The organism is Erwinia tasmaniensis Et1/99 (assembly GCF_000026185.1).
Taxonomy (GTDB): domain Bacteria; phylum Pseudomonadota; class Gammaproteobacteria; order Enterobacterales; family Enterobacteriaceae; genus Erwinia; species Erwinia tasmaniensis.
In genome coordinates this window covers 1,835,043-1,854,319 of record NC_010694.1, presented here as the reverse complement: position 1 = coordinate 1,854,319, position 19,277 = coordinate 1,835,043, and the positions used below count along the sequence as shown (strand labels likewise).

Annotated in this window: 17 protein-coding genes and 1 pseudogene; 13 read left to right on the top strand and 5 right to left on the bottom strand. The window is 54.8% G+C overall.

The features are described from left to right. Positions 1–97 precede the first annotated feature (97 nt). From sapA to ETA_RS09270, 6 genes are all read left to right on the top strand, one after another. Complete coding sequence (gene sapA, locus ETA_RS09300) at positions 98–1,726, top strand: ABC transporter substrate-binding protein SapA (RefSeq protein ID WP_012441375.1); 1,629 nt, start codon at positions 98–100, stop codon at positions 1,724–1,726. Next, positions 1,723–2,688, top strand: coding sequence for a putrescine export ABC transporter permease SapB (gene sapB, locus ETA_RS09295; RefSeq protein ID WP_012441374.1), 966 nt, complete (start codon positions 1,723–1,725; stop codon positions 2,686–2,688). The genes sapA and sapB overlap by 4 nt, the downstream gene beginning before the upstream one ends. After that, positions 2,675–3,565: a putrescine export ABC transporter permease SapC gene (gene sapC / locus ETA_RS09290; protein ID WP_012441373.1), complete on the top strand. Its 891-nt coding sequence runs from the start codon at positions 2,675–2,677 to the stop codon at positions 3,563–3,565. The genes sapB and sapC overlap by 14 nt, the downstream gene beginning before the upstream one ends. Further along, entirely contained in the window at positions 3,565–4,557 is a 993-nt protein-coding gene (gene sapD / locus ETA_RS09285) for a putrescine export ABC transporter ATP-binding protein SapD (RefSeq protein ID WP_012441372.1), read from the top strand. Before sapC ends, sapD begins: the two co-directional genes overlap by 1 nt. Next, a complete protein-coding gene (sapF, locus tag ETA_RS09280; RefSeq protein ID WP_012441371.1) occupies positions 4,557–5,354 on the top strand; it encodes a putrescine export ABC transporter ATP-binding protein SapF in 798 nt (265 codons plus the stop codon). Before sapD ends, sapF begins: the two co-directional genes overlap by 1 nt. Before the next feature lie 325 nt (positions 5,355–5,679). Beyond that, positions 5,680–6,828, top strand: a complete 1,149-nt coding sequence (locus ETA_RS09270; protein ID WP_012441370.1) for a CMD domain-containing protein — start codon at positions 5,680–5,682, stop codon at positions 6,826–6,828. Here the strand turns inward: ETA_RS09270 and ETA_RS09265 are convergent, their stop codons facing one another. After that, on the bottom strand, positions 6,829–7,725 hold the full coding sequence (locus ETA_RS09265) for a LysR family transcriptional regulator (RefSeq protein ID WP_012441369.1): 897 nt from the start codon (positions 7,723–7,725) through the stop codon (positions 6,829–6,831). It lies immediately after the preceding gene. 259 nt (positions 7,726–7,984) lie between these two features. Between ETA_RS09265 and ETA_RS09260 the strand changes: the two genes are divergently transcribed. Together ETA_RS09260 and ETA_RS09255 are read left to right on the top strand one after the other, a co-directional pair. Further along, the gene (locus ETA_RS09260; protein ID WP_012441368.1) at positions 7,985–10,291 is read left to right on the top strand and encodes an FdhF/YdeP family oxidoreductase; all 2,307 of its coding nucleotides are present in this window, start codon (positions 7,985–7,987) and stop codon (positions 10,289–10,291) included. 84 nt (positions 10,292–10,375) lie between these two features. Then, positions 10,376–12,319: an exoribonuclease II gene (locus tag ETA_RS09255; RefSeq protein ID WP_012441367.1), complete on the top strand. Its 1,944-nt coding sequence runs from the start codon at positions 10,376–10,378 to the stop codon at positions 12,317–12,319. An 82-nt stretch (positions 12,320–12,401) separates the two neighbouring features. Here ETA_RS09255 and ETA_RS09250 read toward each other — a convergent pair whose 3' ends face one another. After that, positions 12,402–13,100, bottom strand: a complete 699-nt coding sequence (locus tag ETA_RS09250; RefSeq protein ID WP_012441366.1) for an L-ribulose-5-phosphate 4-epimerase — start codon at positions 13,098–13,100, stop codon at positions 12,402–12,404. Between the two features lie 530 nt (positions 13,101–13,630). Here ETA_RS09250 and ETA_RS09245 point away from each other — a divergent pair. From ETA_RS09245 to osmB, 5 genes and pseudogenes are all read left to right on the top strand, one after another. Next, positions 13,631–14,335: a helix-turn-helix transcriptional regulator gene (locus ETA_RS09245; protein ID WP_012441365.1), complete on the top strand. Its 705-nt coding sequence runs from the start codon at positions 13,631–13,633 to the stop codon at positions 14,333–14,335. A 27-nt stretch (positions 14,336–14,362) separates the two neighbouring features. Beyond that, positions 14,363–14,719, top strand: coding sequence for a RidA family protein (locus ETA_RS09240; RefSeq protein WP_012441364.1), 357 nt, complete (start codon positions 14,363–14,365; stop codon positions 14,717–14,719). A gap of 26 nt (positions 14,720–14,745) precedes the next feature. After that, complete coding sequence (locus tag ETA_RS09235; RefSeq protein ID WP_012441363.1) at positions 14,746–15,657, top strand: pyridoxal-phosphate dependent enzyme; 912 nt, start codon at positions 14,746–14,748, stop codon at positions 15,655–15,657. A 157-nt stretch (positions 15,658–15,814) separates the two neighbouring features. After that, a pseudogene (locus ETA_RS20405) lies at positions 15,815–16,196 on the top strand (Tn3 family transposase); the annotation flags it as partial. 93 nt (positions 16,197–16,289) lie between these two features. Beyond that, positions 16,290–16,511 carry an osmotically-inducible lipoprotein OsmB gene (gene osmB / locus ETA_RS09230; protein WP_012441362.1) on the top strand — a complete coding sequence of 74 codons (222 nt, stop codon included), beginning with the start codon at positions 16,290–16,292 and terminating at the stop codon, positions 16,509–16,511. A gap of 324 nt (positions 16,512–16,835) precedes the next feature. On the opposite strand, the gene yciH is transcribed toward osmB, so the two are convergent. From yciH to lapB, 3 genes are all read right to left on the bottom strand, one after another. After that, a complete protein-coding gene (gene yciH, locus ETA_RS09225) occupies positions 16,836–17,162 on the bottom strand; it encodes a stress response translation initiation inhibitor YciH (protein ID WP_042958874.1) in 327 nt (108 codons plus the stop codon). Then, the gene (pyrF, locus tag ETA_RS09220) at positions 17,162–17,878 is read right to left on the bottom strand and encodes an orotidine-5'-phosphate decarboxylase (protein WP_012441360.1); all 717 of its coding nucleotides are present in this window, start codon (positions 17,876–17,878) and stop codon (positions 17,162–17,164) included. Before pyrF ends, yciH begins: the two co-directional genes overlap by 1 nt. Before the next feature lie 223 nt (positions 17,879–18,101). Further along, complete coding sequence (lapB, locus tag ETA_RS09215) at positions 18,102–19,271, bottom strand: lipopolysaccharide assembly protein LapB (RefSeq protein ID WP_012441359.1); 1,170 nt, start codon at positions 19,269–19,271, stop codon at positions 18,102–18,104. Positions 19,272–19,277: the final 6 nt, after the last annotated feature.

The window sequence follows — 19,277 nt, the reverse complement described above, 5'->3', positions numbered from 1 at the left end:
CCGACCAAAGGAAAAAAAGGCATTTGCGTCTGCAAACTTTGGGTGCGGGCATTGAGTGAGTTACACTAGGTTTATTGTCTGAAATATCAGAAGAGTTATGCGCAAATTATTCCCTCTATTGCTTTTCGCCCTGTGTGCGCTAAGCACCCCGGCCTGGTCTACCTCGCCCGGCGATATTCGCCAGAGCGGCTTCGTGTATTGCGTAAACGGCGTAATCAATACGTTTAATCCGCAGCTGGCCAGCGGTGGACTGGTGGTCGATACGCTGGCAGCGCAACTCTACGACCGGCTGCTTGACGTCGATCCTTACACCTATCGCCTGATCCCGGAGCTGGCGGAAAGCTGGGAAGTCCTCGATGATGGCGCAACCTACCGCTTTTATCTGCGTCAGCACGTTTCTTTCCAACACACTCCGTGGTTTGCCCCCACGCGGCCGATGAACGCTGACGATGTGGTGTTCAGCTTCGCACGGGTCTTTGACCGTCATCATCCCTGGCATAATGTGAATGGCGGTAACTACCCCTACTTTGACAGCCTGCAGTTTGTCGATGCGGTACAGAGCGTCAAAAAGCTGAATAACAGCACCGTGGAGATCCGCCTTAACAGCCCCGACGCCTCTTTTCTCTGGCATCTCGCTACGCACTACGCTCCCGTGCTGTCGCAAGAATACGCCGAACGATTAAGCAAGGTGGACCATCCGGAACTGATCGACCGCCAGCCGGTAGGGACCGGCCCGTTTATGCTTAATGACTACCGGGGCGGGCAGTATATCCGTTTGCAACGTCACGACGGCTATTGGAAAGGCCAGCCGCGTATGTCACAGGTGGTGGTTGATATCAGTGCAGGCGGTACGGGCCGGTTATCAAAACTGCTTACCGGGGAGTGTGATGTGCTGGCTTATCCGGCGGCAAGCCAGCTCTCGATCCTGCGCGACGACCCGCGTCTGCGCCTGACCTTGCGGCCCGGAATGAATATCGCCTATCTGGCATTTAATACCCGCAAGGCCCCCCTCGACAACCCTAAGGTACGTCAGGCGCTGGCGCTGGCGATCAACAACGAACGTTTAATGACATCGATTTATTACGGCACGGCGGAAACGGCCGCATCGATTTTACCTCGTGCATCCTGGGCTTATGATACCGAAGCGCACGTCACCTCTTATAATCCGGCACAGGCGCGTCAGGAGCTAGAGGCGCTGGGGGTTAACGACCTGAACCTGACGCTGTGGGTCCCCTCCGCTTCGCAAGCCTGGAACCCCAGCCCGCTGAAAACGGCAGAGCTTATCCAGGCAGACCTGGCACAAATTGGCGTCACGGTTACCATCGTGCAGGTTGAAGGCCGTTTTCAGGAGGCGAGACTGATGGAGATGAACCATGATCTGACGCTAACCGGTTGGGCCACCGACAGCAATGACCCGGACAGCTTTTTCCGCCCTCTGCTCAGCTGCGCGGCGATCGCTTCTCAGACGAACTATGCCCACTGGTGCCATCCCGGCTTTGATGGACTGCTGCACAAAGCGCTCCTGTCACAGCAGCTGGCAAAACGCATCGACTATTATGACCAGGCGCAAATGCTGCTGGCACAGGAGTTACCGGTACTGCCGCTCGCCTACTCCTTGCGTCTACAGGCTTACCGCTATGATATAAAAGGCCTGGTGCTCAGCCCGTTTGGAAACGCGTCATTTGCCGGCGTTTATCGCGATGACGGCGAGGAGAAATCACGGTGATCATCTATAGTCTGCGCCGCCTGGTGCTGTTCGTTATCACGTTATTTATGTTGACGCTGCTCGGCTTCAGCCTGAGTTACTTCACCCCGCATGCACCCTTGCAGGGCGCCTCCCTGCCGGATGCCCTGCTGTTCTGGTATAAGGGCATTTTGCAGCTCGATTTTGGCGTGTCGAGCATTAACGGTCAGTCTATCAACCAACAGCTTCGGGAAGTGTTTCCGGCCACGCTGGAGCTTTGTCTGATGGCCTTCACGCTGGCCATGGCGATCGGGATCCCGCTGGGCATTACCGCAGGAGTGATGCGTAACAAATGGCAGGACACGGCCATCAGCGCACTGGCGCTGTTAGGTTTTTCGTTACCGGTTTTTTGGCTGGCGCTGCTGTTAACCCTGTTTTTCTCGCTCAATCTCGGCTGGTTACCGGTTTCCGGGCGTTTTGACCTGTTATATCCAGTGAAGCATGTAACCGGGTTTGCGCTCATCGACGCGTGGTTCTCTGATTCGCCGTGGCGCCGCGAAATGGTTATCAGCGCATTGCAGCACATGGTGCTGCCGGTCATCGCGCTGGCGGTGGCACCGACCACCGAGGTGATTCGACTGCTGCGCCTCAGTACGCGTGATGTCATGCAGCAAAACTATGTGAAGGCAGCAGCAACGCGCGGGCTGTCGTTAATGACCATTATTCGCCGTCACGTGCTGCATAATGCACTGCCCCCGGTGATCCCCCGCCTGGGCTTACAGTTTTCCACCATGCTGACGTTGGCGATGATCACCGAGATGGTGTTCAGCTGGCCGGGGCTGGGACGCTGGCTGATTAACGCCATCCGCCAGCAGGATTATGCCGCGATTTCTGCCGGGGTGATGGTGGTGGGTGGGCTGGTCATCGCCGTCAACGTGCTGTCCGATATTTTGGGTGCCATGACGAACCCCCTGAAGCATAAGGAACTGTATGCCATCCGATAATATCTATTCAGAGCGCCGACCACCCAGCCCATTTCGCCATACCTGGGGGCTGTTCTATCGCAATACCCTCTCGATGGTGGCCTTTTACGCCTTTGCGGCCCTGCTGATTCTGGCCGTTTTCGGGGCTTTGCTGTCCCCTTACGGTATCGATCAGCAGTTTCTCGGCTACCAGCTGCTCCCGCCTTCATGGTCACGTTATGGCGACGTTTCTTTTTTTCTCGGCACTGACGATCTGGGCCGCGACCTGCTTAGCCGGCTGTTAAGCGGAGCGGCACCAACGGTAGGTTCGGCGATTATCGTTACGCTAGTTTCTGCCTGCTGCGCCATGCTGATCGGCGTCATGGCCGGACTGACACGTGGACTGCGGTCGGCGCTGCTCAACCATGTGCTGGACACCCTGCTATCGATACCTTCCCTGCTGTTGGCCATCATTGTTGTGGCATTTTTAGGGCCAAAGCTGGAGCATGCCATGCTGGCCGTGTTCCTCGGCCTGCTGCCTCGCCTGGTTCGCGCTATTTATACGGCGGTACACGATGAGCAGGAAAAGGAGTATGTGGTGGCGGCTCGTCTTGACGGAGCCAGCAGCTTTCAGATCCTGCGCTATGCCATTTTACCGAATATCCTTGCACTGCTGGTCACCGAGTTCACCCGCGCGTTGTCGATAGCCATCCTGGACATTGCCGCTCTCGGTTTTCTCGATCTCGGCGCGCAGCTACCCTCCCCCGAATGGGGTGCGATGCTCGGCGACTCTCTTGAGCTGATCTATGTCGCGCCCTGGACCGTGATGTTGCCGGGTGCCGCTATTATGCTCAGCGTACTTATTGTCAATCTGCTGGGTGATGGGGTCCGGCGCGCTATCGTTGCTGGAGTTGAATAATGCCGCTACTTGATATTCGCAACCTGACGATCGAAATTATCACCTCCGACGGGCCGGTTAAGGTGGTGGATCGCGTGAGCATCACGCTTACCGAAGGGGAAGTGAGGGGGCTGGTCGGGGAGTCCGGTTCGGGCAAAAGCCTGATCGCTAAGGCTATCTGCGGCGTTACCAAAGATAACTGGCGCATTACCGCCGACCGGATGCGCTTTAACGATATCGATCTGCTGCATCTTTCGGCGCGCGAACGACGAAAAATCGTCGGACACAATGTCTCGATGATTTTTCAGGAGCCGCAGTCATGCCTCGATCCTTCAGAGAGTATCGGCACCCAGTTGAAACAGGCTATTCCAGGATGGACGTGGAAAGGCCGCTGGTATCAGCGCGTTCACTGGCGTCATCGGCGGGCGATAGAGCTTCTGCACCGGGTGGGGATTAAAGATCATAAAGATATCATGAGCAGTTATCCCTACGAGTTAACCGATGGGGAGTGTCAAAAGGTGATGATTGCTATGGCGCTGGCAAATCAGCCCCGGCTGCTGATCGCCGATGAGCCGACCAACGCGATGGAGCCCACTACCCAGGCACAGATTTTTCGCCTGCTGGCGCGCCTGAACCAGAATAATAACACCACCATTTTGTTGATAAGCCACGATTTGCAAATGCTTAGCCAGTGGGCAGACAGGATTAACGTCATGTATTGCGGGCAAACGGTAGAAACCGCATTCAGCGACGAGCTGATTAATGCACCTCATCATCCTTACACCCAGGCTTTGATCCGCGCGATGCCCGACTTTGGCCGCTCGCTGGCGCACAAAAGCCGCCTGAACACCTTACCGGGCGCGATCCCATCGCTGGAGCATTTGCCGATTGGATGTCGTCTTGGCCCGCGTTGCCCCTATGCCCAGAAAACCTGTATCGAAACGCCGCGTCTGACGGGCTCCAAAAATCATCTTTATGCCTGTCACTTTCCGCTCAATATGGAGAGCCAATAATGGGTGAAACGCTGCTGGAAGTGAATAATCTGAGCAAAACCTTTCGCTACCGTACCGGGCTGTTTCGACGCCAGCATGTCGAAGCGGTAAAAAACGTCAGTTTCACCCTGGGGGCGCGCCAGACGCTGGCTATTATCGGAGAAAATGGTTCAGGCAAGTCTACGCTGGCAAAAATGCTCAGCGGCATGATCGCCCCGTCTGATGGCAACATAGCTATTGACGGTCGTCAGCTGGAATTTGGTGATTACGCCTGGCGTAGCCAGCGTATCCGCATGATCTTTCAGGACCCCTCGACATCACTCAATCCCCGGCAGCGTATCAGCCAAATTCTTGATTTTCCGCTACGTCTTAATACCGAACTGGAAAGCGAGGCGCGTGAAAAACGCATTATCGCCACCCTGCGCCAGGTCGGCCTGCTGCCCGACCACGCCTCCTACTATCCGCACATGCTGGCACCAGGCCAGAAACAGCGCATCGGCCTGGCGCGTGCGCTGATATTACAACCGAAGGTGATTGTGGCCGATGAAGCGCTGGCCGCGCTGGATATGTCAATGCGCTCTCAGCTGATCAACTTGATGCTGGAATTGCAGGAAAAGCACGGCATAGCCTATGTCTATGTCACCCAGCATCTGGGCATGATGAAACATATCAGCGACCAGGTGCTGGTGATGCACCATGGCGAAGTGGTAGAGCGCGGTGCCACGGCCACGGTTCTCGCCTCGCCGCAACACGAACTGACTAAACGTCTGGTTTCAAGCCATTTTGGCGAATCGTTGAACCCTGTAGCCGGACATTAAACAGGCAAATACATCAATAAACCTTACCCCCGGCTATTTTTTGCCGCGGCCCCCCCGGCCGCCAGCCGGGTAACTCTGGGGAGTTGCCACCGCAGGGGGCAACCTTGATCCTCTCCGGCGTCGGCTTTTATTTCCTCTGCCAGGCGGTCAGCCATGCGCGCTGAACACTTCGCCGCTTATACCTTCCAGCTATTTGATAGTACCGATGATTATTTCTTTCAGCCGACGGCTTGCGTCAGGATAATTCAGCCAATAAGGGCCGCTTATCAGATACGCCTCGCAAAGCCAGCACGCGGCGTGCACGTTAACTCGAAAAGGAAAGCTTATGGAACAGCGCCGCTTTACCGGTAATAGTTGCTGGTATCACGAAACGCAGACCAGCCTGCCCGCACAGCGCGCCCCGCTGGTTCCCGAAGCTGCGACGATTGAAGACCGTTTTCTGCTTGGCCTGGCCGAGAGAGTCGAAGGGGAAGTCAAATCTATTCTGCTGCAAAACCAGACTGCCCTTCAGGCTTCCCGACATCTTTATCAGCTGCTGTTCCCTGCTTTTCTGCCGACAACGCTTAGCCACACGCTGACGCTATACGATCGCCTTAGCAGTGCATTAACGGTAGCCCAGGTCACCGGCGTACAGCGCTTGTGCAATCACTATGCCGCCAGGCTTCATCCGTTGCCGGGGCCTGATTCCTCCCGCGAGAGCAATCATCGCCTGACGCAGATCACCGAATTTGTACGCCAGCTGGCCACCCAGCCAACGCTCATCCATGCAGCAACGGTGCAGCGTCTGGACAATGTTGGTCTGAGCGCGCCCGATATTATCAGCTTGAGCCAGGTTGTCGGCTTTGTCAGCTACCAGGCGCGGGTGGTGGCGGGTATCCACGCCCTGCTGGCGCTACCGGTGCGCTGGATGCCGGGCGCGAGCGTGCCTCCCGATGCCGACAGCAGCATTTTTGCCTCCAACGGCGACTGGCAGCCGCTGATTAGCCCGCTGGAAATGCGCTATGCCGCGCCCGACCAGCTGGATGCCCTTGCCCACTGTCAGCCGCTTAACGAACTGCAGGTCGCTGCGCGGCTGTTCGCACACGATGGGAAAACACTGTCCGGATGGAGCCATCTTCTGGACAGCCTGGCCGACGAGGGCCATCACCCACAGCTTGCTTTAGCGGCAGCCGTCACCGCGCGTATTAACGGCAGCAGCATCTGCTTTAATCGGTATTCACCTGGAGGATTGCGCGATGCGTTAAAGGAGAGCGTTCAGTGCGCACTGGGCGCTGCCGACAAGCAACAGCAGGAGGTCATTCAGTTCGCCGTTCATCTTACGCGAACACCGGAACGCGTCAGCCCTGCACATATTCAGTCGTTGAGGGATGCGGGGCTGAAGCTGGCGGACGTCTTCGGTATTATCCTGAGCGTGGCGGCGAGCAGCTGGTGCAATCGTCTGATGCAGGGGCTGGGCACCAGCAATCACCATTAGCTAGCCCGTCAGCCAACGGCGTACCTCATCGAAGAAATGCTGCGCCAGTGGCGTAGCGCGCCCCGGTTCAGCGATCACTACGGCGCCCTGCCTTGACATCGGCGGTATCACCACGCGGCAGCGTTGTAAATCACCGGGCACCCGCTCCGGCAAATGGCCGACCGGCGAGATCAGACAGCCAAGCCCGACCTGAACACCCTGCAACAGCTGAAACACGGAGGTCGTTTCCAGCACCACTCGAAGGCTGAGGCCTGCATCACGGAAATGGCTGTCAATGTAGCGACGAAAATAGCGCGTTTGTTCAGCGAGACACAGCGGTAGCCTGGCAATATCCACCAGTTCCAGAGAGGCTTCACCCGCCAGCTGCGGAAAATAGTAGGGATGGTATAGCAGTTCCACCCCCCTATCCGCCAGCATCTCGGCCTGGAAGTGCAGCTCGCGCAGGGTTGCCGGTTCAAAATAACCGATGCCAACATCGACAGTGTGACTGTTAAGCGCTTCCAGCAGCTGGTCGGCACTGAGCACCGCTACGCGGTAGTCGAGCTGTGAATAGCGTTCACTGACCGCTTTAAGAAGAACCGGCAGGGAAATACTGCATTGGGGCACAACGCCGATACGCAGCGTACCGCCGGCCCCATGTTTGAGTGATTCAACCTCTAACTTAAGCCCCTGATAGACAGAAACTATCTCACGTGCCCATGACAGGACTCTTTCACCTTCCGGGGTGAAACCGGCAAAGTTGTTACTGCGGTTGATTAACGACAGTCCTAATTCACGTTCAAGATTTTTTAAACGCATGGACAGCGTAGGCTGACTGACAAAACTGGCCTCGGCAGCGCGGCCAAAATGGCGTTCACGCTCTAAATTACACAGATAGATCAGCTGTTTAATATCCATAGTGATTATATTTCTGTCGGCCAATTAAGGGGGGAGACACGTTACGCGCATGATATCCAGTATACCAAATGCGGTAGCAACGAAGGTCTGATTTACTGATGTTGATTTTACATCGCATCCGGCGTTTCCCATTTCGCGATAAACGTAACTTATCGCACCATCTCCGCTATCAATTAGACAATGCCCCTTTTACACCGCAGAATTGCAAAAAATAATACTAATTTTTTTAACAAAAAAATAAATATAAGCCTGCGAGATTATGAAATTTAAACAAGCCATTAAGCCTTACCAGGCCGCTGCGGGCGGCTGGGGTTCGTTGGAAGCCACCACCCGTTTCGTTTTCGACAGCAAAGAAGTGTTAAAAAACATGCGTAACCTGATGCGCATGAATAAAGCCAAAGGTTTTGACTGCCCCGGCTGTGCGTGGGGTGACGATAATAAAAGTACCTTCAGCTTCTGCGAAAACGGTGCAAAAGCGGTGACCTGGGAAGCAACCCGTCGCCATATCGGTGCGGAATTTTTTGCTCAGTACAGCGTATCGGCTCTCTATCAACAAAGCGACTATTTCCTGGAATATCAGGGCCGCCTGACCGAGCCGCTGCGCTATAACCGCGCAACCGATCGCTATGAGCCCATCGGCTGGCAGGAGGCATTCGAGCTCATCGCTTCTCATATTAAAGCGATGGATAATCCTGACCAAATGGAGCTTTACACCTCCGGCCGCGCCAGTAATGAAGCGTCATGGCTGTACCAGCTGTTTGGCCGTATGAACGGCAGTAACAACTTCCCCGACTGCTCCAACATGTGTCACGAGGCCAGCGGCACGGGTCTGAAACGCAGCATCGGAGTGGGAAAAGGAACGATCCGCCTTGATGATTTCGATCATGCCAACGCTATTTTTGTCTTCGGCCAGAATCCCGGCACTAACCACCCACGTATGCTGCACAGCCTGCGTCATGCCGCCGATCACGGAGCAAAAATCGTCACCTTTAATACGCTGCGCGAACGTGGACTTGAACGTTTCGCCGATCCGCAAAAGCCGCTGGAAGTGGTCACCAGCAAATCGGGGACTATCAGTTCGAGTTATTACCAGCCTAATCTGGGCGGAGATATGGCGGCGGTGCGCGGCATGGTGAAAGTGCTGGCTGAAAATCATCACGCACGTATCGCTGCTGGTGAAAAGGGGCTTTTCGATGAAGCCTTTATCCAGGCCAATACCGAAGGTGTAGATGCCTATCTTGCAATGGTTGACGCCACCGGCTGGCCGCAGATTGTTAAACAGTCCGGCCTGAGCGAGGAACAGATCCGCGAAGCGGCGGCGATTTATCAGAGCGCGGATCGGGTGATTTGTACCTGGGCAATGGGTATTACCCAGCATAAGCACTCCGTCGATACCGTACGCGAAATCGTTAACCTACAGCTGCTGTTTGGCCAACTGGGAAAAAAAGGCGCGGGCCTCTGTCCAGTTCGCGGCCACAGTAATGTGCAGGGCAACCGCACTATGGGGATTGACGAAAAGCCCTCTAAGGCGTTTCTTGACAGTCTCGGGGAGCACTTCTCCTTTACTCCCCCGCGTGAAATCGGTCACAACACCGTGCAGGCGCTGGAGGCGATGCTGCGTGATGAGATCAAGGTTCTTATTGCACTTGGCGGCAATCTTGCGGCAGCCGCACCGGACAGCCCGCGCACCGAAGAAGCGCTGAAGCGCTGCGGCCTGACGGTGCAAATCAGTACCAAGCTGAACCGCAGCCACCTTTGCCCCGGAAATCAGGATGCCCTTATCCTGCCGACGCTTGGACGCACGGAGCAGGATATTCAGGCCAGCGGTCCGCAGTTTATCACCGTCGAAGACTCTTTCAGCATGGTGCACGCTTCGGAAGGCGTTGGTAAGCCCATCGCCACTACCCAGCGTTCTGAAACCTGGATCGTGGCCGGAATTGCTCATGCGGTGCTGGGCAGCGAGAAAGTTGACTGGCTCGGGCTGGCGGATGACTACAATAAAATTCGCGATCACATTGCCGCGACCATCCCAGGCTTCAGCGATTTTAATACCCGCTGCGATATTAAAGGCGGCTTCTATCTGGGCAATGCCGCCGCCGATCTGCGCTTCAACACCCTGAATGAGAAGGCGCAGTTTAGCGCGCCCGCCCTGCCCGCGACCCTTTTCCCGCAGCTGGACGTTGACGTTCCCTTCACCCTGCAAACCCTACGCTCGCACGATCAGTACAACACCACGATTTACGGGTTGGACGATCGCTATCGCGGAGTCTATGGCCAGCGCGAGGTGTTGTTTATCAACCCGGAAGATTTAGCGGAACTGGGATACGCCGCCGGGGATGATGTTGATATCGAAACCCTGTGGAATGATGGTATTACCCGTAAGGTTAGCGGCTTTAAGCTGGTTCCTTACGCCATTCCGCGCGGTAATCTTGCCGCCTATTATCCGGAGACAAATCCGCTGGTTCCCCTCTCCAGCTTTGGCGACGGCAGCGGCACGCCGACGTCAAAATCGATCCCGGTTAAAATCACCCTGTCGCCGGTCGTGGACGGGCTACGCATCGCCTGATGATGCCGGGCTTTTTACTTGCCGTGGAGCGGTTAATCGCGTAAAACTGTCTGCCGCTCTTAGGCCACGAAAATTGTTGAAATTATGTTCCAGGATAACCCGCTGCTCGCGCAGCTCAAAGAGAAGCTCCACTCCCAGACGCCGCGCGTTGAGGGTGTGGTAAAAGGTACTGAAAAAGGTTTCGGCTTCTTAGAAGTCGATGCGCAGAAAAGTTACTTTATTCCCCCACCGTTCATGAAAAAAGTCATGCACGGTGACCGTGTGAGTGCGGTTATTCAAAGCGATAAGGATCGCGAAGTTGCCGATCCGGAAACGCTGATTGAACCGTTCCTGACGCGCTTTGTCGGCCGCGTGCAGAAGAAAGACGATCGCCTGTCGATTATTCCCGACCATCCCCTGTTGAAAGATGCCATTCAGTGCCGCCCCGAGCGCAGCGTGAAGCATGACTTCCAGGCTGGCGATTGGGCAGTGGCTGAAATGCGCCGCCATCCGCTGAAAGGCGATCGCACCTTTTATGCCGAGCTGACCGAATTTATTACTACGGCAGAAGACCACCTTGCGCCGTGGTGGGTGACGTTGTCACGCCATAATCTGGAGCGTGAAGCGCCGGATGTCACCACGCCACAATCAATGCTGGATGAACAGCTGGAACGTGAAGACCTCACTTCTCTGCCGTTTGTCACCATCGACAGTGCCAGCACTGAAGATATGGACGATGCGCTGTATGTGGAAGACGCGGGTAACGGTGCGCTGAAACTGATCGTCGCTATCGCCGATCCTACCGCCTACGTGCCGGTGGGCAGCAAGCTGGATGCCGTGGCCGCTGAACGCGCCTTCACTAACTACCTGCCGGGCTTCAATATCCCGATGCTGCCCCGCCAGCTGTCGGATGATATTTGCTCTCTGCGCCCACATGAGCGCCGTCCGGTACTGGCCTGCCGCATCACCCTCGCCGCAGACGGTACGCCCGCTGACGACGTGCAGTTCTTCGCCGCGTGGATCGAATCGCACGCGAAGCTGGCCTATAACGACGTCTCCGACTGGCTGGAAACCGGTGGTTCCAGCGCATGGCAGCCGGAGAATGAGGCCATTGCCAACCAGATCCGCCTGCTGAATCGCCTCTGTCTGGCGCGCAGCGAGTGGCGTCAGGCGCATGCCTTGGTGTTCAAAGATCGCCCTGACTTCCGCTTCCTGCTGGGTGAGAAAGGCGAAGTGCTGGATATTATTGCCGAACATCGCCGCATTGCTAACCGCATTGTTGAAGAATCGATGATCCTCGCCAACATTTGCGCTGCCACCGTGCTGCGCGACAGGCTGGGCTTCGGCATCTATAACGTTCACCTCGGCTTCGACGAAGCCAACGCCGAGCAGGCCGCGGCAGTACTGGCCAATCACGGCGTTACCGCCGATCCGCTGGCGATTGCCACGCTGGAGGGTTTCCGCAATCTGCGTCGCGAACTCGATGCCCTGCCAACACAGTTCCTCGACAGCCGTATCCGCCGCTTCCAGTCATTTGCGGAAGTCAGCACCACGCCAGGCCCGCACTTTGGTCTCGGCCTGGAGGCATATGCGACCTGGACGTCGCCAATCCGTAAGTATGGCGACATGGTTAACCACCGCCTGCTGAAAGCGATTATCAAAGGCGAACAGAGTGCACGCCCTGCCGATGAACTGTCGCTGAAGATGGCTGAACGCCGTCGTCAGAACCGTATGGCGGAGCGCGATGTTGGCGACTGGCTGTATTCACGTTTCCTGCAGAAAGCGGCCGGCAGCGAGCAGCGTTTCAGTGCTGAAGTGATTGACGTTTCTCGTGGCGGCATGCGTGTCCGCCTCCAGGAAAACGGCGCCGTGGCTTTTATTCCCGCCCCGTTCATTCATGCGGTGCGTGATGAAATGGTGTGCAGTAATGAAAACGGCAGCGTACAAATTAAGGGTGAAGTGGCGTATCGCGTAACCGATCTGATTGAGGTAACCATTGCTGAAGTGCGCATGGAAACCCGCAGTATCGTGGCGCGGCCCGTAGCCTGATAGCAGATTAGCGGGATAGCTTTCGCTATCCCGCCTGATTATTTCTGATGAGTTCCCTCGTATTATCTGGCCGTGACGACGATCAACCCTGTCCATACCACGCATGCTTGCCGTGTTTACGCTGATGATGCTTATCCAGCAGCGTCTGATTTATGGCGGGAAGACTGGGCGTTAAATACTGACTGAAAATCCCCATGTAGGCCACCTCCTCCAAAACCACCGCACTCTGTACCGCTTCCTGTGCACTACGCCCCCAGGTAAATGGTCCGTGAGCGTTAACCAGCACTGCCGGAATAGCCAGCGGATCGATGTCCCGCTGCCGTAGCGTTTCAATGATGACCTGCCCGGTTTGCCACTCGTAACACTCCACGATTTCTTCGCTGCGCATTTGACGTGTACAGGGGATATCGCCGTAAAAATCATCGGCATGAGTCGTGCCCCATGCCGGAAGATCTTTGCCAGACTGCGCCCAGACGGTGGCATGCCGCGAATGGGTATGCACAATCCCGCCAATCTCTGGCCATGCAAGATAGAGTGCGCGGTGCGTTGCCGTGTCGGAAGAAGGCCGTTTAGCGCCTTCAATCACCTCCCCGCTGCCCAGCGCCACCACCACCATATCGTCACGCTGCATCGTTTCATAACTCACGCCGGAAGGTTTAATCACCATTAATTCCTGCTGGCGATCTATCGCACTTACATTGCCCCAGGTGAAAGTGACCAGCCCGTGGCGCGGCAAGGCCAGATTCGCTTCCAGTACCTGCTGTTTCAGTTGTTCCAGCATGATGTTCTCCCCGTTATGACATGTGACCATTGTCGTGGGTGCCAGCTCAATCGGGTATGGAGAGATTGGCTGGATCGAGGGCAATAACCAGCTAACGATGGCCATTTCTTTGCAGTCTGCCATTGAGAACTCGCCCGTCTTGTAATTGGTAGCCTCAAGTCTGAATTGAGGGCTGAGATGACGTTAGTCGCCACCCGTTTGTAATCAGACGATGGCGTCATGGCCAAATTCGCTGTACCGCTATATACCATCGACAAAGCCGGCTTTGCTGGTCTGCGCTGGTCTGGACTGCCTTTTGTAGGGTGTGACGTTCAGCGGAACGAAAACTTATGTGAGCGGTACTGCCGCAGATGCCGTTGCTTAGTTATGCGCACGTCCTATCGTATTGTATCTCCAGCCAGCATCCGCCCCCAGTAACATGCAGTCTGTCCTTCTGAATTCAAATACAAGATCAACAGTATGTTGAAGTTTAATCCCCTGCCCTGCTACTATTATCAACAATAAGTTGAATTAAATAACCGGAGCTTTCTATGACAGTAATACCCGACGAAATTGTTTTTGAGCAGGAGTTGCTGAAGATGCTGGCCGCTGCCGTTCGCGCTATTGGCAGCGTATTACCGGGGAATGCCGAAATTGTCCTTCACGATCTCCGTAATCCGGAATTTTCCATCGCTGAAATTTCCAATGCGCACGTTACTGGACGCAGAAAGGGAGATTCCGTTTTAGCTGGCTTGAGAACAGACAAGGCGTTTATCAACGCGCTTGAGGAGAGCCAAGAGCTAGTCACGCTTTTTCCGGAGTATGAAACGTTTTCGCGCGATGGGTCGCCGCTGCGCAGCAGTACGGCGATTTACCGTGGCCGTAACGGAAAGCCTTTTGCCGCCCTGTGTGTCAACGTGGATAACAACGGCATCGAACAGGCATTGACGCTGCTGCAAAACTTATCCGGTATGACGTTTAAAGCAAAAATTCCGGCAACAGAGCCCACTGATACTGACCTGCCTCATGAAAGCATTGAAGATTTGATGAAAGAAATCATCAGTGATGCGACTGCACTCAGCCCCGGAAACCGCCGCGCAGATGCAAAAAAAGTCAAAATACTGGCCGTAAAAAAGATGCAGGAGCGCGGTATTTTCCTGATGAAAGGCGGTGTCGAAAAAGCGGCTGATGCACTCGGCGTAACCCGTTATACCGTTTATAACTATCTCGATGAACTAAAAAACATTGGCTGCTGATTGCTGTCGCCAGTACCAGGAGGCCTCATGAAGAAATACAACAGCGCCATGCCCTATCCGTTTGCCAGGGCAGTCGAAGCCAACGGCTTTTTGTTTCTGTCCGGTCAGCTGGCCATGAATGCACAGGGTGAACCCGTGCCGGGATCTGTTGAAGAGCAGACCCGTCTTATTATGCAGAATATCACCGATACACTTGAGGCCTGCGACTCGTCCCTTGATCGCCTCGTTAAGGTCACCGTATGGATTTCTGATATGGCGCATTTCAGTGCGTTCAATGAAGTCTACCGTACCTATTTCTCTGATGGCTTTCCGGCCCGCTCAACCGTCGTCAGCCAGCTGGCTTTTGGCCTAGATGTGGAACTGGAAGTGCAGGCTCTGGCCTGATTCAGATTTTTAACCGGAGCTAACAAATGTCACTGAGTATTAAAACCCCTCTGATCGAGTCCCTGCCACTAGGACGGCTGAACGGAACGCGTATCTGGATGAAGATGGAAGCCGCACAGCCTTCCGGCTCCTTCAAAATTCGCGGGATCGGTTATGCCTGCGAGCACCACTATGGTCAGGGGGCCCGTCGCTTTATCTCTTCCTCCGGTGGCAATGCGGGGCTGGCCGTCGCTTATGCGGGTCGAAAGCTTAATATTCCCGTTATCGTTGTCGTACCGGAGACCACCTCCGAACGGGCACGTAACCTGCTGCAACTGGAAGGTGCGCAGGTAGTTGTCCATGGCGAAATGTGGTCAGAGGCGAATCAACGGGCTTTGTCCCTGCTTACTGAACAGGATGCCTTCCTGCATCCGTTTGACGATCCGCTTTTGTGGCAGGGACACGCCTCCATGATTGACGAGGTTGTTGCTGAGGGAGTGAATCCGGACGCGGTGATCCTCTCTGTTGGCGGTGGCGGATTATTAGCTGGTGTCGATGAAGGTCTGCGTCGCAATGGTCTTGATAATGTTCCGATCTTCGCCGTTGAGACACAGGGTATGGCGTCATTCAACGCTGCGCTGAAGGCCGGTAAACCCGTTGAGGTGCCAACGCTGACAGGTGTCGCCACCTCTCTCGGTGCGCGTCAGGTCTGCCAGCAAGCCTTTGATTTAAGCAAAAAACGCACAATCACCCCGGTAATCGTTTCCGATCATGAGGCGGTGGACGCCTGCCTGTCCTTTCTGGACGATCACCATATGCTTATTGAGCCTGCCTGCGGTGCGTCTCTGGCACCGCTGTACGGTAATAAACTAAATATTGAAAGCTATAAGAACGTGCTGGTCATTGTCTGCGGCGGATCAACGGCTACCGTGAACTCCCTCATCAGTTTTGTAGGATGACCCTTCTTCACGCAGACTGACATCAAGGATAACCGGAACCGGGCGTGACTCGCCCGGATTTTCTGCATCCCACATTATGGAGAAATAGGCATGACACCTCGTTTACGAAAGCGTCTTTTCTCCCCGCGCTACTTCTGCTGATACTGTCTCCACTTGTCGGGGAGAAAGCCGCCATGCAGTGACCAGAGCCATCTGTCACGGTTATAAAGGTGAGACAAAAAAGCGATATATCGATGGTCAGGTGGGTCAATTTGATGCTCTGGTTCTGATCACTCACGCCATCGTGTTATGGGCAGGCAGCCCTGGGTCATCTCCGGCCACAGGATGAAATATTGACTGATGAAGATATCGCACGCCTCTCTCCCGCATTGCCAAGGACATATCAATATATCCGCCCATTATTCTTTCTCGCTGACAGAACTGGTAACCAAAAACAACAGTGACCAGTAAAAGAGGTGTCAAAAGCAGAAAACGTTTTTAACGTGAGTTTTGTTCCACTGAACGTCAGCCTCCTTGAAGCTACTTTTTACGTTCAGTGACAAAGATCACTAAAGAATGACGTCGTGAGGATCGGCCAGGCAGCGCGTATTCTATACTGAAATAGAGGTTCATCATTGCCAGGAGGAATAGTTATGTTATTTACCGCAAAACGTCTAACCACCGTCACATTGGCAGCAGTTTTAATCATTTCCCTGGGGGCATGCTCAAACTGGTCTAAGCGCGATCGTAACACGGCGATTGGAGCCGGTGCGGGTGCCATTGGCGGTTCTATCCTGACAAACGGAAGCGGTCTGGGAACCCTTGGCGGCGCGGCCGTGGGTGGCATTATTGGTCATCAGGTTCATCAGCAATAAGGGGGAAATAAGGTTTGATGCTCTTACCGATTGGGCAAAAGCTGCCGTTGCGGCTGAAGTCCGAGGTTTTTAAGTTCGGGGCACAAGCGGATGCCCCGATTTAGTCCATCATGGGTGGATTCCAATGTCTCCTATATCGAGACAAATACCGCTTGGAAAACAGATGATAACTGCATTCGCCGTAATAGAGTAAGTACACGAAAAAACCATTGTCAGTGACAGTAACAGCGCCTTATACATAACTTACTTTCCTTATAAATTATATGTTCGACTGCAGGTGCGTTCCATTTATACCATCATCAATGGTTATTACATCACTACATATTACCCTCCGGACAGCTTCACCTTGAAACCTTTGCCCTCTAACAGAGTTTTCAGCAGGTCGCGTTTGTCGCCCTGAATTTCAATAATGCCCTCTTTTACCGCGCCACCACAGCCGCACTTCTTCTTTAACTCGGCAGCCAATTTATTCAGTTCTGCATCATCAAGGTCGATACCGCTGACCAGGCAGACACCTTTTCCTTTGCGACCGCTGGTCTGGCGCTGGATACGTACAATCCCATCACCTTTAGGCCGTTGAATGACCGTTTCAGGTTCATGAATACGTCCGGTATCGGTGGAATAGACCAGACGACTGTTTTGATCGGCCATCATGCCCCCTGTAGAGAATCAAGGATGGCGTGGAGGGTCGCCGCCGGATCGTCAGATTGGGTAATGGGACGGCCGATCACCATATAATCCACCCCGGCCTGCTGCGCCTGCCGTGGCGTCATGATACGCCGCTGATCGCCTGCGTCACTGCCCGCTGGCCGAATACCCGGAGTGACCAGCCGGAAGTCCGATCCCAGCACCTGCTTAAAGCGGCTGGCTTCGTGCGCCGAGCAGACAACACCATTCAGCCCACACTCTTGAGTCAGACGTGCCAGGCGTTCCGCGTGTTCCGCAGGCGTCAGCTCAATCCCGAGCCCTTGTAAATCGCTGGCATCCATACTGGTCAGAACCGTTACGGCGATCAATAGCGGCGCATCCTTGCCAAAAGGCAACAGCGCATCGCGTGCGGCGCTCATCATGCGCGCCCCGCCGCTGGCATGGACGTTGACCATCCACACGCCGAGATCGGCAGCTGCCGCAACCGCGTGCGCCGTTGTATTAGGAATATCGTGAAACTTGAGGTCGAGGAATATCTCAAAACCGCGCTGCTGAAGGTCGCGCACCAGCTGCGGGCCAAACAGGGTAAACATCTCTTTGCCGACCTTAAGACGGCAACTGCCGGGCTCGATCCGATCGACAAAGGCTAATGCGCGATTGAGATCGGCATAATCCAGTGCGACTACGATCGGTGAATCGGTAACCTGAGGTGAATGCATTAAAAGGCCCTCTTTAGATGAAGCACCACAAGGCGCAAACGATAAACGGCCTGCATTTTACCCGGCCAGGTGCAAAATTCACAGAATAATCCCTCCTGTCTTGCCCTGTATTGTTGCTTAATCTGTTTTCAAACACATATGCCGTTGTCGATGGGAACACCCATTCCAATCACTAGTATGTTGTAACTAAAGTAGCGCATTTAGTCTGGTCGATTGCGCCAGACTATTGTCCGTCAAGTCCACGTATTGGCTTCACGGAAGACCAGGCGCGGCATGAAGGACAGTGCCAGTAAAGCGCATGGGCGGTAAAGCCACATTTATGGCAGCGATAGCGTGGCTTGGTGCGAATTTGTTCGCCCACCATATCGCGCAGTACCACCAGACTCTCTTTTGCACGCCCATCCTCCGCTTCCTGCAGATTGAAATCCATCAGGCGATGGAAAACACGCATGGTTGGGTGACCCTGCAGCTGACGCGTGATATACGTCTGTGCCGCCTCTGCCCCCTGCTGGCGGTCGATGATGTCAGCAAGATAAAGCTCGGCAGCGGCACCCGTGTCTTCTTCAACGCAGCGTTCAAGATAGCTAACCCATTCTGGCGAGCCATGCAAATGCTGATAGCAACACTCCAGCATCTCGAGGGTTTCACTGACCAGTTGTTTATCCTGCTCTATCACCCGCTGTAGATGCTGCACCGCCTTCGCGTATTCAGCTTTGGCCATATAAATGCGGCCCATCATAATCGAGACACGCGCGCTATTTTTGTCCGCCGACTCACCTTTTTTAAGCAGGCCCATCGCCCTTTCCAGGTCGTCACTGCCCATTGCCTGCAGCGCCAGCTCACAGTAAAAGTGCGCGATTTCCATCTTCAGACGATCTTTCCCGAGTTTGACCAGACGCTCGGCGGTTTCTATTGCGTTGAGCCAGTCGCTGGTCGCCTGGTGGATAATTAACAGTTGCTGCAAGGCGCCGACGCGAAAATCAGTTTCGTCGACCAGTTGACCAAACATCTGTTCTGCACGATCGTAAAACCCGGCAGCCATATAGTCGCGCCCGAGCTGCTGTACCGCCAGCAGCCGCTGGTCATAGGTCAGAGAAGCGCTTTCCATCAGGGCCTGATGTATGCGGATCGCGCGGTCGACTTCACCACGGGAGCGGAACAGATTGCCGAGGGTCAGATGGGCTTCAACGGTGCCGCTGTCTTCTTTCAGCATATCCAGAAACAGATCGACGGCTTTGTCCTGTTGATTAGAAAGCAGAAAGTTCACGCCCGCCACGTAGTCACGCGACAGGCGGTTCGCTTCCTGTTGCTTGTTCTGTTGTGCACTTCTGCGCCCCATGTACCAGCCATAGGCGGCGGCAACGGGAAGTAACAGGAACAGCAATTCCAACATATGCGG